Origin of the sequence: Luteolibacter yonseiensis (genome assembly GCF_016595465.1) — a bacterium.
GTDB classification, from domain to species: Bacteria; Verrucomicrobiota; Verrucomicrobiia; order Verrucomicrobiales; family Akkermansiaceae; genus Luteolibacter; species Luteolibacter yonseiensis.
The window spans coordinates 216,139-231,420 of record NZ_JAENIK010000012.1 but is presented as its reverse complement, the minus strand read 5'-3'; the positions used below and the strand labels follow the sequence as shown (position 1 = coordinate 231,420).

The window sequence follows — 15,282 nt, the reverse complement described above, 5'->3', positions numbered from 1 at the left end:
TGCTAACAACTCAGGTCATTGAGATCCCCGTTCGCATCCGCCACCGCTTCGCTGGTCACATCCCACGAACCATCCGCCTTGATCTCCAGAACAGAATCATAACGCAACCGGGACTCGCCGTTTTTCGAGAGGACCACGGAGCCGATGCCCTGCTCGGACAACTTCTCCAGGATGCTGGAAATCTGGTTTTTCGTGAGCGCGCTGCCGGGGCGGTCCAGGAAGACGAATGCGGGTTTCGCGAGGAAAATCCGGGAGACGGACAGCAGGTGTTGCTCGCCGATGGAAAGCAGGTCGTCCCAATCCTGATCGGTGTCGAGGCCATGCGCCCGGGCGATGATTTCCTCCAGATCCAGCTTCGCGAGCACGCTGTGGATCAACTCATCCGGAACCACGTTCTCCGCACCGGTCCGCAGCAGCACCTCGCGCAGCGTGCCGGGTGGCAGGTAAGGGCGTTCGGGAAGGAACAGGATATTGTCGAGTCCGGGACGGATGATATGACCGCCGCCATTGTCCCACACGCTGGCCGTGGCCCGGAAGAGCGCGACCTTCTGCGCGTCGTCATGCGCCTTGACCAGCCAGCGCGACCCGCGGGTGATCTCCAGATTCAATCCGGCCAGCAGCACCCTGCCGCGATCCGCGGTGAGAAGCGTGACGTTCTCGTAAATCATCCGGTCGACCGTCTCATCGACCGCGATGGAACAAGGAGTGACCTCATGCGCTTTCTCGATGGCGTCATTCAGACTGTGGAGCCGCGCCGTAACCGCGGTAAAGGCCGAGATGGACTGGAACTGCGTCACGATGAGCGAGAACGCGCCCAGGAGGGTCGCGAACGCCATGGTGGATTGGGTGATGACACCGAACTCCTTGTTTCCCGCGATAAACATCGGAGCGATGATGAGGGCCGGAATGATCTGGATGAAATAATTGTATCCGTTCGTGAAGAAACCGAGGTTCCGGTTGATGCGGATCAACCGGCGGAAGTTGGTCGTCAAGGCGTCCAGCCGCTTGTTCAGGCGAGCCTTGAACCGGCCTTCGCGGTGCGCGAGCGCGATGGATTCGGAATTCTCCCGCACATGGATGAGATCCGCCCGGAAGTTCGCCTCCATGTCGAGCTGGTTGTAATTCAGCCGGATCAGCGGTTTTCCCAGCAAGATGGTGAACACAGAACCACAGACCGCATACGTCACCGCCACACAGAAAAGAAAAGGACTGATGGACCACAAGACCCCGGAGAAGGAGATGGCCGTCAGGGTTCCGTTCACGATGAGCAGGATGAACGAAAGCGTGGTGGTCGTGAACGCCCTGACATCTTCGGAAATACGCTGGTCGGGATTGGCCACGCCCGTGGCGGAGTCCAGCCGATAGTAGGTCCGGTCGTCCATGTAGGCTCCGATGAGCCGTCGGGTCAGTTGCTCGCGCCAGAGAATCCCCAGACGTTCTTCCGTGAACCGATAAAGAACCGCCGCCGCCGTCGAGAGCAGGAACACCCCGACATAGTAGAGCGCCTGCAGTTCGAACATCCTCATGTTCCGGTGCTCGATGGACGACATGAAATCCCGCCCCACGTAGCTGTTCAAAACGTTAAGGCCGTTGATCGCGATCATCAGCAGCACCAGGGTCACCGCGAACACCACCGCCCTCGGACCTTGCGGAGACTTCAGAAGCGACCGCAGTACGCCTCGCAGGCGTTTCCATGTCGCCCGTATGATGTGAAGTGTTTCGTGAGCCATGACGCCGGGGAAGATTCGCCCGCATCGGGCACGATCATACGGAAAAGTTAACCATTCCGCCGGAGCGGAATGGCAAAATCCGTCGGAAATAGCAAAGGGAATCAGCGGAAAGCGTCAAAGCCTGTCTCCACGCCCCCCTCACTATCAACACCGCCGCCCGACTCTGGCAAAAACGTCACGAGGTACCGTTCGCGACTTGATGAAAATGTTACAGAATTCCGAAGTGATTTGGAGCCTTGGCACTGATCCGGTTACAACGGCGGACCCGCTTGGCGGGCTTGCCGGAGCGGCCCCGCCCGCCTGATGGCACGGGGGCTGCTAGCTCCAAATCGTTCCTCAGAACAAACCAAATGAACATTACAGAACACCACACCAACTACCCGGATACCAGTATGGTGCCGTCCGAGTTGTCCTTCACGGACGCCTGGGACGGCGAGGCGGTATCAGACATCATCCGCGCCAAATGCGATCACGGAGAAACCCCGGCCTTCCTTTTTCTAGGGAGGAAGGAGGCGGACCTGCTGAAAGCCCACCTCGCGGAAGCATTCGGAGAAGACTCCGTCACCACACTGCACGGCACCTACTACATGGGCCTCGACGTCGTCACCATCGACTGCGAGAGCTTCCTCAGCACCGGCGGCCGCAAGGCGATCCGCACGCTTCAGGACCCCATGGCCCGCCGTCCCGCATGGCGTGACAAGGAAGTGGACGCCCTCTGGCAGTTCCGGATCTGAAGCGCATCTTGCGACCCCCGCTCTTCCTCAGGCAGGAGGAGCGGGCGTCCCAAGACCTTCAGCCGGACATGCCATCATGGCTCCGACTTAAATCAAAGGCCCCTTCCCTCTGCGAGGGGGCCTTTTTTTGTTCTCGAAAACTTCCGGAAAGCCAATGGTTCTGCTGGCATCCGTCCGACAGCGCGCTTAAATCTCCGGTGATGAAACCCATCCGATCCCTCATTCTCGCAACCATGCTCGCTCCCGCCCTTGCCTTCGCCGCCCCCGGGGACCCGGGGATCAACACGTTGTCCGAAAAGGAAAAGGCCGACGGCTGGAAGCTCCTGTTCGACGGCAAGAGCCTCGCCGGCTGGAGCAACTTCAAGAAGACCGACATCCGCCCCGGCTGGGTCGTCAAGGATGGCTCGCTCGTCTGCGCGGACCCGCACGACGCGGGTGACATCGTGACCAGCGAGGAGTTCTCCGCCTTCGTGCTGGAACTGGACTACAACATTTCCGAAGCCGGCAACAGCGGGATCATCTTCCATGTCACCAACGAAGGTGGCGCGGTCTGGGCGACCGGACCGGAATTCCAGCTTGAGGACAATGCCAAGGCCAAGGACCCGGAACGCTGCGGCTGGCTCTACGCCCTCTACAAGCCGGAGATCGACGCCAAGACGGGCAAGCCCCTCGATGCCACCAAGCCCGCCGGCGAGTGGAACCACGTGAAGCTCACCATCACACCGGAGAAGTGCGTGCATGAGATCAACGGTGTGAAATATTTCGAATACAACATGAACGGCGAGGACTTCAAGGAACGCGTCGCGAAGAGCAAGTTCGGCAAGATGCCGTTGTTCGCGAAATCCGGCAAAGGCTTCGTAGCCCTGCAGGGAGACCACGGTTCCATTTCCTTCCGCAACATCAAGATCCGCCCCCTCTGATCCGCTCTTCAGATCGGGCGGAGACAGCTGCCAAGCCGCATGTTTCCGCCCGGTTTTCTCACATCTCCCCATGCTTGCCTTCTCAACCTGCTGGAACAACCACCGTCATACCGACGGTGAGTCGATGATTGAGGAAATCATCGATCTCGGATTCACCAACATCGAGCTGTCCCACGGGATGACCATCGCCAAACTCCCGGGCATCCTGAAGGCGCATGAGCGAGGCCTCTTCACCTGCTCGGGCGTGCATAACTTTTTCCCGTCCCCCGTGGAGGTCATGATCGACGCGCCGGACGCCTACGAATACACCTCGCACCGTCCCCATGACCGCCAGCGGGCCATGGACATGACTTATCGCACGCTGGAACTTGCCGAACGGTTCGAGGCCCGATACCTGGTGCTCCACATGGGTTCCGTGCCGATGAATCCAGCCCAGTGGACCAAGAAGCTCACCACCACCGTGTCGGAAGGCGGCCAACACACCGCCGACTACATCAAGCACAAGCTCGCCTTCGTCAAGAAGCGTGAAAAAATCGGCCCGCTCTATTACCAACGTGCGATCGATTCCCTCGGCAAGATCGCCGACCGGGCGGAGAAAGCCGGCATCAAGCTCGCCATCGAATCCCGCTCCCGCTTCGAGGATATGCCGACCGAGCGTGAGATGATCGCGCTGCAGGCCCACTTCGCCGATCACCCCGCGGTAGGCTACTGGCATGACTTCGGCCACGTCCAGCTCAAGCACAACCTCGGCCTGCTCGATCACCTCGAGTGGTTGGAGAAAATCTCGCCACATATCATCGGCGGCCACGTGCATGACGTGCAATGGCCCGCGCGCGACCACCGCACCCCCTATAGCGGGACGCTGGAATACGCCTCGCTGTTGAAATTTTTCCCGGCCGGATGCCCGCTTATCTGGGAACTCAGCCCCACCCGTCAAACCGAGGAGATCAAGACCGCCCTCGCAAGATGGAAGAGCGAGTTTCCGGAACGGTCTTGAGGATACGCCTCCGGCTGTCACCGCCGGAAGGAATGGCGGAAGAAAGGTCCAGCTCTTCACCGTAGGGAATTTGACCCAAATTGTCTTGGGTCAATGCTTGCCCTTGCAAGCAGTTTGCCGGAGCCACCGGGGCTTCGCCATGCCAGCAAGCTGGCGACGAAAAGCGGCAGCAAGCTGCCGCAGTCCAAGACCCTGCCCGTGTTCAATCCACCGGGTTGCGGTCGATATGATGGTTTCCTTATCGGGTGACTTCCATTGTTCATCCCACACTCCTCCCACATAAAATAGGAGGCTGATGGTTCTGGATCAGGTGACTTGGTATCAAGCACAGTGCGTCCAATAGACCATGGACCGGTTCGTGCCGGTGGTTTGTGAAACCCATATTCGGAAAATCCCCGCATCACCTGAGACCCCGTTGTCTGCGGTGCTGAAAATCTGTCGCCAGTGCTCACCCATCCCTTCATCCCTTGAAAACCTCATCTTTAAAATACCTCATTCCGGTCGGACTCATCCTGCTGTTGGCGATGATCGGCGGCATGGTTTTCCGCCATCAGGATGCGCCTGCGGATGTCACACCGGAGGCCTCCATCGCTGAGACTCCCCAAAAGATCGAAGACGAGGCTGTGGCTCCGTTTGCCGCTGCCGACGATGGGGCCGCCGCGACAGCTTCCTCCCCGGCGGCGAACGCGCCCGGATCCCACTCGCGGGAAATGGACATCCGGACCAATCCCTACGCGGCGGGGTTGCAAGGACCGGGGAAATCCAAGCGCCCGTGGGACCCGGAGTTTCTCCAGAGTTTCAAGCAGTCGAAAGATGGCTCCCCCGTGGAGTTCGAGCTGACCGAGGGTGTGATCGCACGCGGCGTGGTGAGGATCATCCAGATCGCGGACGGCCGGGTGAACTACGTTTCCGGCACTCTCGACACACCGGAGACCGGGAAGTTTTTCATCCTGAATCCACCGGAAGGCGGGAAAGCGGGCAAAGCCGTGGCCGTCATGGAGTTCCCCGAAAGCAAGACCGCCTACCGCGTCGAACCGACGGGAAATGACGGGGCGCCCGAGTTGTGGCTGCGTCAGCTCGACGAGGTCGTCTGCATCGGGATGGAGGACGAACATGCCGGTCACGATCATGTGAAAGCCTCTGCGGCGGAAGAGGAAAACATCGTGCCGCTGCGTCCGGATGCGGTGCGGGACCATGTGCCGAGTTACAGCGAGAACATCGTCTCCCTGCAAAGCTATCCCGGGTCGCCCGCCGTGTTATACTTGGATTTCGCGGGCGGCTACACATCGAGCTGGGGTGGCGTCACCTATTCGCGGCCGAACATCGACAACGCCGGCATCAAGGAAGTCTGGAAGCGCGTCGCGGAGGATTTCATGCCGTTCAACATCAACGTCACCACCGACATCAAGGTATTCGAAGCCGCGCCCGCCGCGAGCCGCCAGCGATGCTGCTTCGGTCCGAATCCCGTGACAGGTGCCGGGGTGGCTTATTTCGGATCATGGAACTGGGGCAACGACACCGTCTGCTGGGCGGCCTACTATGCGGGAAAGGCCGCTGCGGAAGTCGGCTCACATGAGTCGGGCCACACGCTCGGCCTCGGCCACCAGGGGAGGGACCTTCCGAAACCCAACGGCGATCCGGGTACGGACCGCGAGGAATACTACGGCGGCCAGGGATCGGGTGAGACCGGCTGGGCACCCATCATGGGCGTGGGCTACTACCAGCCGGTGACGGCATGGGCCAAAGGTGAATTCCAATACGCCTACGAGCATCAGGACGAGCTGCTCACCGTCACCACCGCGAACAACAACGTCGGCTACCGCACCGACGACACCGGAGACAATCTCGCAACCTCACGTTATCTCGACGTTTCCTCCACCAACAACAATGTCACCGCCCAAGGCGTCATCGAACGGACCGGCGACACGGATGCCTTCCAATTCACCACCACCGGCGGCGCGGTGACCCTGACCGCCAGTCCCGTCGGCGATTGGGCGAACCTTGCCACCAAGGCCACGCTCGTGAATGCCGGCAACGTCGTCATCAACACGGCGGACGCTCAGGGTTCCATTTCATCCACCATCACCACCACCCTCGCCGCAGGCACCTACACCTTCCGCGTCACCGGCGCTGGCAAGAACGATCCCCTGACCAATGGATTTTCGAACTACGCCAGCCTCGGCTACTACTCCATTTCCGGCAGTGTGGCGGGCGCGCGGAAACCCACCCGGCTGAGCGTGCGGGAACACGCCCCGAACGACACCACCGTCGGCACCGTGCCCGCGACGAATCCGAACTCCAGCCCGCTCGTTTACACGATCACCGGCGGCAATACCGGGGCGACCTTCACCATCGACAACACCGGTGTCATCCGCGTCGCGGACAACACGCTGCTCGACTACTACGCGCTCGCGGCAGACTTCAGCCGCTATGCCGTGCAGTTCGAGATTTTTGTAAACATCACGAACACGAACGACTCCGCCTACAATGAAACCAAACGCCGGGTCCTCATCGATGTGCTGAAATTCTTCCCCCCCGTGCCCACCGGCCTGACCGCAGCGCCGGACACCGGCCTCCGGATCAAACTCTCGTGGGCGGGCGGACCAGAAGCCACCGGCTTCACCATCAAACGCGCCACCACTCCCGGCGGCCCCTACACCACCGTCGGCACCACCACCAACTTCACCTTCAGCGACAGCGGACTGACCCACGGCGTCACCTATTATTACGTCGTCGCCGCCGTGAATGCGAATGGCCAGAGCGCGAACTCCGCCGAAGCCAGCACCCCGGCGAACGCCATCGCCGGATTCAGCTTTGAAAACCCCAGGATCAACGGACATTCCTACAATCCATCCGGCGGTGTCTGGACTTTCAGCGGCGTTTCAGGAAACGGTTCGGGCATCCTTGCCAATGGCAGTGCTTTCGGAAATCCCAACGCACCCGACGGTTCGCAGGCGGCGTTTGTCCAAGGCATCAGCACCTTCACGCAGACGCTCTCCGGATTCGTTCCCGGCACCAGCTACATCATCAGCTACTACGCCGCCCAACGCTCCGGCAGCGCGCAGAACGGCGGGCAGACGTGGAATCTCGCCGTCGATGGCAACGTCATCCAGACCAACGCTCCCGGTGGCACCAGCTATGCCACCTACACGGCCACCTTCACCGCCACAGCCACCTATCACACCGTGTCCTTCGCCGGAACCAACACCAACGGAGGCGATAACACCGTCTTCATCGATGCCGTGCGGATCTCCACCGCCACGCCCGCGATTCCGAATTTCAGTTTCGAAACTCCGAACATCGGCACGGGCGGCGGCAGTTACCGCTACAACCCGTCCGGAGCCACATGGATCTTCAGCGCGCAGAGTGGCAACAGCGGCTCGGGCATCGCGGGAAATGGCAGCGCCTTCAACAATGCGGACGCCCCGCTCGGCACGCAGGCCGGAATCGTCCAGGCACTCGGCAGCATTTCCCAGACAGTATCCGGATTCACTGTCGGAAAAACCTACACGCTGAACTTCTCCGCCGCGCAAAGAGGTGGTGCGAGCCAACAGGGTGGCCAGACATGGAACGTGAAGGTGAACAACGCCGTGATCCAATCCTACAGCCCCGGCAGCACGGGTTACACTCCCTGCTCCGCGACCTTCACCGCCACCGCGACCACCCAGAACATCGCCTTTGCGGGCACCAATCTCAACGGTGGCGACAACACGGTGTTCATCGACAACGTCACGCTCTCCTCCCCGCCCCTGCCCGCCGCGCCCGTCATCGCACTGACCAGTCCGGCGACCGATACCTCGTTTGCCAACACCGCAACCGTCAATCTCGCGGCAAGCGTCACCGCGAAGGGCAACCTCGTCAGCGGCGTCGAATTCTACGCGGACAACACCACCCTGCTCGGTTCCGACACCACCGCGCCCTACACCTTCGCCTGGTCGAACCCCGGCCCCGGCTGGCACACCGTCTTCGCCCGGGTGCTTTTCAACAACGGCAGCAGCGCCGACTCCGGCGCCGCCCGCATCGCCATCCTGAACACCGATCGCAATTTCAGTTTCGAAACCCCGTCGATCGGCGCGAACAACTACCGCTACAACCCCGCCGACGCCCGCTGGACCTTCGGCGGCAGTCCCGGCAACGGCTCCGGCATCGTCGCGAACGGCAGCGGATTCGGCAACCCGGCGTCGCCCGCCGGCACGCAGGCCGCCTTCGTCCAAGGCTACGGGGAAATCTCCCAAACCCTCGGCGGTTTTGTCCCCGGCAATGTCTACACGTTCACCTACAGGGCCGCCCAGCGTTCGGGCGAGGCCCAGCACGGCGGCGAATCCTGGGATGTCGCCATCGATGGCAACGTGATCCAGAGCCACGTCCCCGGCTCCACCAGTTTCACCACGGTGACGGCCACCTTTCCCGCCACCGCCGCCATCCACACGCTGTCGTTCGTCGGCACCAATCTCGCAGGCGGAGACAACACCGTGTTCCTCGACAATATCGTCCTCACCAGCGTCGCCCCGCCAGCCAATCTTGTCGCGACGCGTGGAAATTCCCAGGTCGCACTCGGTTGGAACGCCGCCAGTGGTGCCACGGGTTACAATGTGAAACGCTCCACGACCTCGGGCGGTCCCTACACCACCGTGGCCACCGTCACCACGCCGAGTCACACCGACACCGGCCTCACCAACGGCACCGCTTATCATTACGTCGTGACCGCATTGAAAGGCGGAGCGGAGACGGGCGGTTCCGCCCAAGCCACCGCCACCCCGCTGGCACCCGTTCCCGCCGCACCGACGGGACTCACCGCCACCGCGGGAAATGCCCGGGTCAACCTGAGCTGGACTCCTGTCAGCGGAGCCACCAGCTACATCGTGAAACGCGGCACCCTCTCCGGCGGCCCCTACACCACGCTTACCACCCTTTCCACGACCAGCTATCTGGATACCGCTGTCACCATCGGCACCGCCTACTATTACGTCATCACCGCCACGAATGGCGATGGCGAGAGCAATACCTCTAATCAAGCGAACGCCACCCCGCTTTCCCCTTATCAAGCATGGTATGACGCCTACCCTTCCCTGAGCGGTGCCGACCGCGCTCCGGATGCGGACCCTGACCACGACGGCATCGCGAATGCCGTCGAGTTCGTCACCGGCACCTCGCCCGTTGCCAGCACCTCGGCATCCCCCGTCGCCACCACCGTGGACGGCTCGGGCAACCTCATCGTCCGTTTCAAACGGGCGGACGCCGCGAAGGATTATGCCATCGCCGTGGAAAGTTCCTCCTCCATCGAACCACCATGGGCGTCCATCCCCATCATGAGAGACGCCGTCAACGGCCCGCCTCTCACCGTCGTGGAAAACGGCACGGATCCTGATGACATCACCGTCGTCATCCCTGCCGATGGCGCTCCGAAAAAATTCGCCCGGCTCAGGGTGACCATCCCGTTCACTCCGTAAAAAACATGTCGCCGAAGCGGGTCGGAGGTCCTATGCCAGCCCACTCTCCCATGGCGTATGATCAACGTGGAGTTCTTCGCATGTAGTCCAGCCCTTCAGGGCGTCCTCCGAGGCCCCCGAAAGACGCCCTGAAGGGCTGGACTACGAACGGGAGCACCCGGCTCTTCAGCCGACAACGCGGTTATGGCGAAACGGCCTCTCCCGCAAATCATCCGGCGTCCTTCACCATCTCCACCTTCCGGAACTCCACTTCCGTGCCTTCCGCCTGAAGGGCGATTTTTCCGGAGCCCGCGGTGCAGTTGGTCCCGTGGTTCACCAGCGTGCCGTTCACGTGGACGATGATCTCCTTGCCCTTGCATTGGATGGTCATGGTGTTCCACTCGCCAAGCGGTTTTTCGGAGCCATCGGTCAGGTTCTTGATGTTCCGCGCGTCATCCGGCCCACCTCCGAACTTCTGCCCATCCTTGTGCGGACGCCTTTTCTCCATGTCCGGAACCTCGATGTTTTCCTGGATGCACCAGAAATCCCCGGCGTTCTCATGCATCATCTGCACTTCGATGGATTTGGGGAACATCCCGTAAAGCGCGCGTGGTGTGGATGAGTGGACCAGCACGCCGCAGTTTCCGCCTTTTTTCGGGAAGCGGTATTCCACCGTGAGCGTGTAGTCGGAATAGGTCTCGTTTGAAACCAGATGTCCTTCCGGCTTTCCCATGCTGACGAGCAGACCATCCCTTACGATGAAGCTCGGGGAAATGCCGGCGTCCTTGTCGGCGGCCGGGACATCCGCCGTCCAGCCGGTGAGATCCTTGCCGTTGAAAAGCGAAACCGGACCGGCGCAGGCGATGGCGGCGGAGGCGAAAAGAACGGTGATGATGGGTTTCATGTGGAGCATGTTACGCCACGGACGGGAAAACCTTGCGGAGAAAATCATTCCAATCCGAGAAACCCACGGGCGGCTTTTGAAATTTCCTCCACCTCCTCAGGTGTGTATGCTTTTTTCCCCTCGAACGCCCACACCGTTCCCGGCCACGCCGGATCTCCCGTGCTGCGTCCCACGATGTGGATGTGCATCTGCCGCACCTGGTTGCCGATGTGCGCGGTGTTGAGTTTCTCAGGTTTGAAATAAGCGCTGACGAACTGGCACACCCGCCGCTGGGCCTCCATCACCGTGTGATATTGCTCCACCGGCAGTTCATGCGGGTCTTCCACCTCCACTTCGGGAATCAACAGGAACCATGGAAAGATCGCGTTGTTCTTCAGGGACAACCGGCAGCCGCCGATCCGCCCGATTTCAAAACCACCTGCCGCCAGCCGGGCGTTGAGTTCAAATGCCATGCCCATTGCTAGCCCTGTTTCCACACCGGTGTCACGAAGAAGTCCTCCCCCTGACAAATCCGACGCCACCCTCGTCCGAAGGACCGCCCATGATCCTTTCCCTGAAAAACTTAGCACACAAAACCCATAAATCTCTTGCACTTATTATGATAGAAAGTCGCCCGAAACCCGGTAGCATCGGCCCGATGAAATTTGGTATCCTATGTGCCTCCGGGCTTCTGCTTGCCGCCGTGACTTCTTCCGCCGAGACGCGGGTTCTGCAATCCTTCGAGGGTGATGGTTTTGGGGATTGGAAAGTGGACGGCGACGGATTCGGACTGGCCCCGGTGGCCGGACGCTGCGACGGCCTGACGTCGGAGATCTCGGGATTTTCCGGAGACTCTCTCGCTTGTTCGGCCCACGGTGGAGACAAGACCCAAGGGACATTGGAATCACCCAAGTTCAAGCTTACGGAAAAATACGTCGGCTTCCTGGTCGCCGGAGGAAACCACAAGGGAAAGACCGCCGTGCAACTCGTGGTGGACGGCAAGGTGGAGATGGAAGCAACCGGCGGAGGCTCGTTGAATCTGAAGCCGGTCATCTGGGACGTCTCGGCGCTGAAAGGAAAGAGCGCGCAGATCCGCATCGTGGATCTGGAGAGCGGCGGCTGGGGTGTGATCCTGGCAGACCATTTCGTGCTGACGGACTCGGACAAACCCACATTTCCTCCTACCACCCACGGCGGCAAGGTCGCGCCTGCGGATCTGGTGGCGAGCGCCGACATCCCCGGACTGACCATCCCCCTGGGAACGAAGGCGAAGGTGATCGCCGACTACAAGGATCAGGGCGTGACGTCGCCGACGGCGCTCAGCGTCGGGGAGAAGGGCGAGATCTACGTGAGCGAGACGCACCGGTTCCGCCACGGGGTGCCGGACAACCGCGATCACCTGTATTGGTACCTGGACGACATCTCCTCCCGCACGACGGAGGACCGCCGCAAGATGCATGACAAGTGGAAGGACAAGGAGGAGAAAAGCTCGTTGAAATTCCTCACCGAGAAGGAGGATCTGGTGCGTGTGCTTTCCGAACCCGATGCCTCGGGTGTTTTCAAGAAAAGCGGTGTGTTCGCCGGAAAATTCAACGACGTGCTGGACGGACCTGCCGCCGGAGTCTTCGCATACGAAGGAACCGTCTTCCTCGCCTGTATTCCGAAGGTGTATGCCCTGCGCGACAAGGATGGCGACCGGATGGCGGAGGTGCGGGATGTGGTGCAGGACGGCTTCGGCGTGCGCGTCTCGTTTTCCGGTCATGACCTGAATGGTTTCGTTCTCGGCCCGGACGGTCGGATCTACGGAACCCTCGGCGACCGTGGCATGAACATCGTCACCAAGGAGGGAGTGAAATACGAAATGCCGGACGAAGGCTGCGTGTTCCGCTTTGATCCGGACGGCACGAATTTCGAAGTCATCCACACCGGATTGCGCAACCCGAAGGAAATCGCCTTCGACGAACAGGGCAACGCGATTTCCGTGGATAACAACTGCGATCAAGGCGACCAGGCGCGTGTCGTTTATGTGGTGGATGGAGCCGATTCCGGCTGGAACATGGGCCACCAGGGACTGCTGGTCCACCACCGCCAGATGGGCATGGAGGAACGTCCCCCCGCCCGCTGGATGGATGAGAAGATCTGGCAGCTCGCCAATCCGGCGCAGCCCGCCTACATCCTGCCGCCGGTGGCCCACATCACCTCCGGCCCTTCCGGATTGACCTATCATCCCGGCACCGGATTTACCGAAGAAGAGGCGGGCCGTTTCCTCATCTGTGACTATAAGGGTGGCGCGGCGAACTCCGGAATCTGGTCGTTCAAGGTGGAGCCGAAGGGCGCATCCATGAAAATGACCGACTCCCGCAAGTTCAACTGGGGTGCCGGAGTGACGGATGCCGAATATTCCTGGGACGGAAAACTCCTGGTCACGGACTTCATCACCGGCTGGGCCTCGCATGAGGCGGGCCGCGTCTATGAGGTGGCCGCGGAAAAACCATGGCGTGGTGAAGAGGCCAAGGAGGCAGCCGCGCTGATCAAGGAGGGATTTGAAAAACGCCCTGTCAACGAGCTCGGCCGCCTGCTCACGCACCCCGACATGCGCGTCCGCCTGCGCGCGGAACTCGCCCTCACCCGCAAGCCGGATGGCCTGCCGATGCTCGCCAGCGCCGCGAAACAAACCAACCATCCCCTCGCCCGCCTTCACGGCGTGTGGGGCTTGGGCGTGATCGCCCGCCGTGGTGCCGCGGTTCTCCCGGGCACCACAAACACCCCCGCCGCAGCCCCGGCGCTGCGTGAAAGCGCGCGCGCCGCGCTGCTTCCTCTTCTCGCGGATCGCGATGTGGAGGTCCGCACACAGGCGATCAAGACTCTTGGCGAATCCGGCCTCAAGGCCGACGGCATTCCATTCGCGAAGCTCATTTCCGACACCTCGCCGCGCGTCCAGCTCCACGCAGCCCTCGCCGCCGGTCGTCTCGGTGCGACAGCCGCGGTGCCTGCCATCTGCTCGATGCTGGACAAGACCGACGATCCCTATCTCCGCCACGCGGGCTCCCACGCGCTGTCGTTGTTGGAAAATGAAAAACAGCTCGGCGCGAGGAAGAGCGATTCCAGCGCCAGGATCCGTCTTGCCGCGGTCATCGCGTTGCGCCGTCTGAAGTCCGTCGAGCTCGCCGGATTCCTCAACGATGCGGATCGCACCGTTTCGGATGAGGCGGTGCGTTCGATCAATGATCAGAACATCACGGCGGTCCGTCCGCTGGTTGCCGCGATGCTTGACCAGCCCGCACCGGACAACCGCAGCACCATGCAGTGGCGCCGCCTGCTCCACAGCGCCTTCCGCACCGGTGACGAAACGAACGCCCGGCGCGTGCTCAAGGTCGCGCTGGATGCCAAGGCACCGGCGCATGCCCGCAAGGAAGCCTTCCGCCTGCTTTCCGAATGGACGACCCCGAGCTCCGTGGACCAGTCCACCGGCCGCATGGCTCCCCTGCCCGCCCGCAACCCGGAGCTCATCCGCGGAGTGCTGAACCGCAGCATCACCCCTCTGGTCCAGACCGAAGGAAAATTCCTCGATGCCGCGCTCTCGCTCGTGCTCCAGGACAAGCTCGACATCTCCTCCGTGCCGGACAAGGACATCGAAGCGCTCGTCCTCAACGAGCAGCTCCCCGGAGCTGCCCGCGCTGATGCGCTGGACCTCTACGCCAGCCGCAAGCCGGACGGCTTCGACAAGCTGCTGGTGAAACTTGCCGCCGGGAAGGAAGATGACCTCGCGATCGCCTCGCTCCGCCGCCTCGTGGAAAGCTCGCCCGCCACCGCGCTCGATGGTTTGGAAAAAGCAACCACCACCGGCAGCGCGCACCGCAAGCAGGAGGCATGGAAACTCGCCGCCGGCATCCAGGCTCCGGACAGCGGCAAGCTTTTCCTCACCGGACTCTCCGATCTGCAGAAGCAAGGCGGGGTTTCCCCTGCCGCGCTCGAACTGCTGGATGCCGCGGCGAAACGCACCGAACCAGCGGTCGTCAAAGCCCTCTCGGACTTCAAGGCGGCCGCCGCGAGTTCCACGGACCCGCTCACCTCATTCCTTCCATCCCTGGAAGGCGGAGACGCGAAGAAGGGCGAGCAGATCTTCGAGTCCCATCCCGCCGGGCAATGCATGCGCTGCCACTCCGGCGGACACGGCGGAGGTGATGCCGGGCCGAATCTCTCCGGAGTCGCTCTGCGCGGGGACCGCCGTCACTTCCTCCAGTCCATGGTCGAACCGGGAGCCAAGGTGGCGATGGGTTACGGCATCGCCAGTGTCACCCTCAAGGGCGGCAAGTCCGTCGCCGGCATCGTGATCGCGGATACGCCGGAACACGTGGACCTCGACAGCAGCGGGAAAGTCCTGCGGGTGATGAAAAGCGACGTGGACTCCATGACACCTCCTGTCTCCTCCATGCCACCGATGGGCCTCATCCTGTCCGCCGGCGAAGTCCGCGACCTCGTCGCCTATCTCGCCGAGCAGAAGAAGGAAACCAAGGATGAGAAGAAACGTCCCGCGCCGGAATTGGTGAAGCCGTAAAGAGTGATCCCGAAGCCCCGCTTTCTGACAG

General features: G+C 61.6%; 9 protein-coding genes. 6 read left to right on the top strand and 3 right to left on the bottom strand.

What is annotated here, in order from left to right; translation table 11 throughout:
- Positions 1 to 2: 2 nt before the first annotated feature.
- A complete protein-coding gene (locus JIN84_RS16790; protein ID WP_200352225.1) occupies positions 3 to 1,730 on the bottom strand; it encodes an ABC transporter ATP-binding protein/permease in 1,728 nt (575 codons plus the stop codon).
- 350 nt (positions 1,731 to 2,080) lie between these two features.
- On the opposite strand from JIN84_RS16790, the gene JIN84_RS16785 reads away from it, so the two are divergent.
- From JIN84_RS16785 to JIN84_RS23290, 5 genes are all read left to right on the top strand, one after another.
- On the top strand, positions 2,081 to 2,464 hold the full coding sequence (locus tag JIN84_RS16785) for a hypothetical protein (protein ID WP_200352224.1): 384 nt from the start codon (positions 2,081 to 2,083) through the stop codon (positions 2,462 to 2,464).
- A gap of 200 nt (positions 2,465 to 2,664) precedes the next feature.
- The gene (locus JIN84_RS16780) at positions 2,665 to 3,384 is read left to right on the top strand and encodes a 3-keto-disaccharide hydrolase (protein ID WP_200352223.1); all 720 of its coding nucleotides are present in this window, start codon (positions 2,665 to 2,667) and stop codon (positions 3,382 to 3,384) included.
- Between the two features lie 70 nt (positions 3,385 to 3,454).
- The gene (locus tag JIN84_RS16775; protein WP_200352222.1) at positions 3,455 to 4,381 is read left to right on the top strand and encodes a sugar phosphate isomerase/epimerase family protein; all 927 of its coding nucleotides are present in this window, start codon (positions 3,455 to 3,457) and stop codon (positions 4,379 to 4,381) included.
- Positions 4,382 to 4,474: 93 nt separating this feature from the next.
- On the top strand, positions 4,475 to 4,630 hold the full coding sequence (locus JIN84_RS16770; RefSeq protein WP_200352221.1) for a hypothetical protein: 156 nt from the start codon (positions 4,475 to 4,477) through the stop codon (positions 4,628 to 4,630).
- A gap of 218 nt (positions 4,631 to 4,848) precedes the next feature.
- Positions 4,849 to 9,831, top strand: coding sequence for an Ig-like domain-containing protein (locus tag JIN84_RS23290; protein ID WP_200352220.1), 4,983 nt, complete (start codon positions 4,849 to 4,851; stop codon positions 9,829 to 9,831).
- A gap of 208 nt (positions 9,832 to 10,039) precedes the next feature.
- On the opposite strand, the gene JIN84_RS16760 is transcribed toward JIN84_RS23290, so the two are convergent.
- The gene (locus JIN84_RS16760) at positions 10,040 to 10,714 is read right to left on the bottom strand and encodes a 3-keto-disaccharide hydrolase (RefSeq protein ID WP_200352219.1); all 675 of its coding nucleotides are present in this window, start codon (positions 10,712 to 10,714) and stop codon (positions 10,040 to 10,042) included.
- Positions 10,715 to 10,758: 44 nt separating this feature from the next.
- The gene (locus tag JIN84_RS16755) at positions 10,759 to 11,166 is read right to left on the bottom strand and encodes an HIT family protein (protein ID WP_200352218.1); all 408 of its coding nucleotides are present in this window, start codon (positions 11,164 to 11,166) and stop codon (positions 10,759 to 10,761) included.
- Positions 11,167 to 11,351: 185 nt separating this feature from the next.
- Here JIN84_RS16755 and JIN84_RS16750 point away from each other — a divergent pair, with 185 nt between their 5' ends.
- Entirely contained in the window at positions 11,352 to 15,251 is a 3,900-nt protein-coding gene (locus JIN84_RS16750) for a DUF7133 domain-containing protein (RefSeq protein WP_200352217.1), read from the top strand.
- Positions 15,252 to 15,282: the final 31 nt, after the last annotated feature.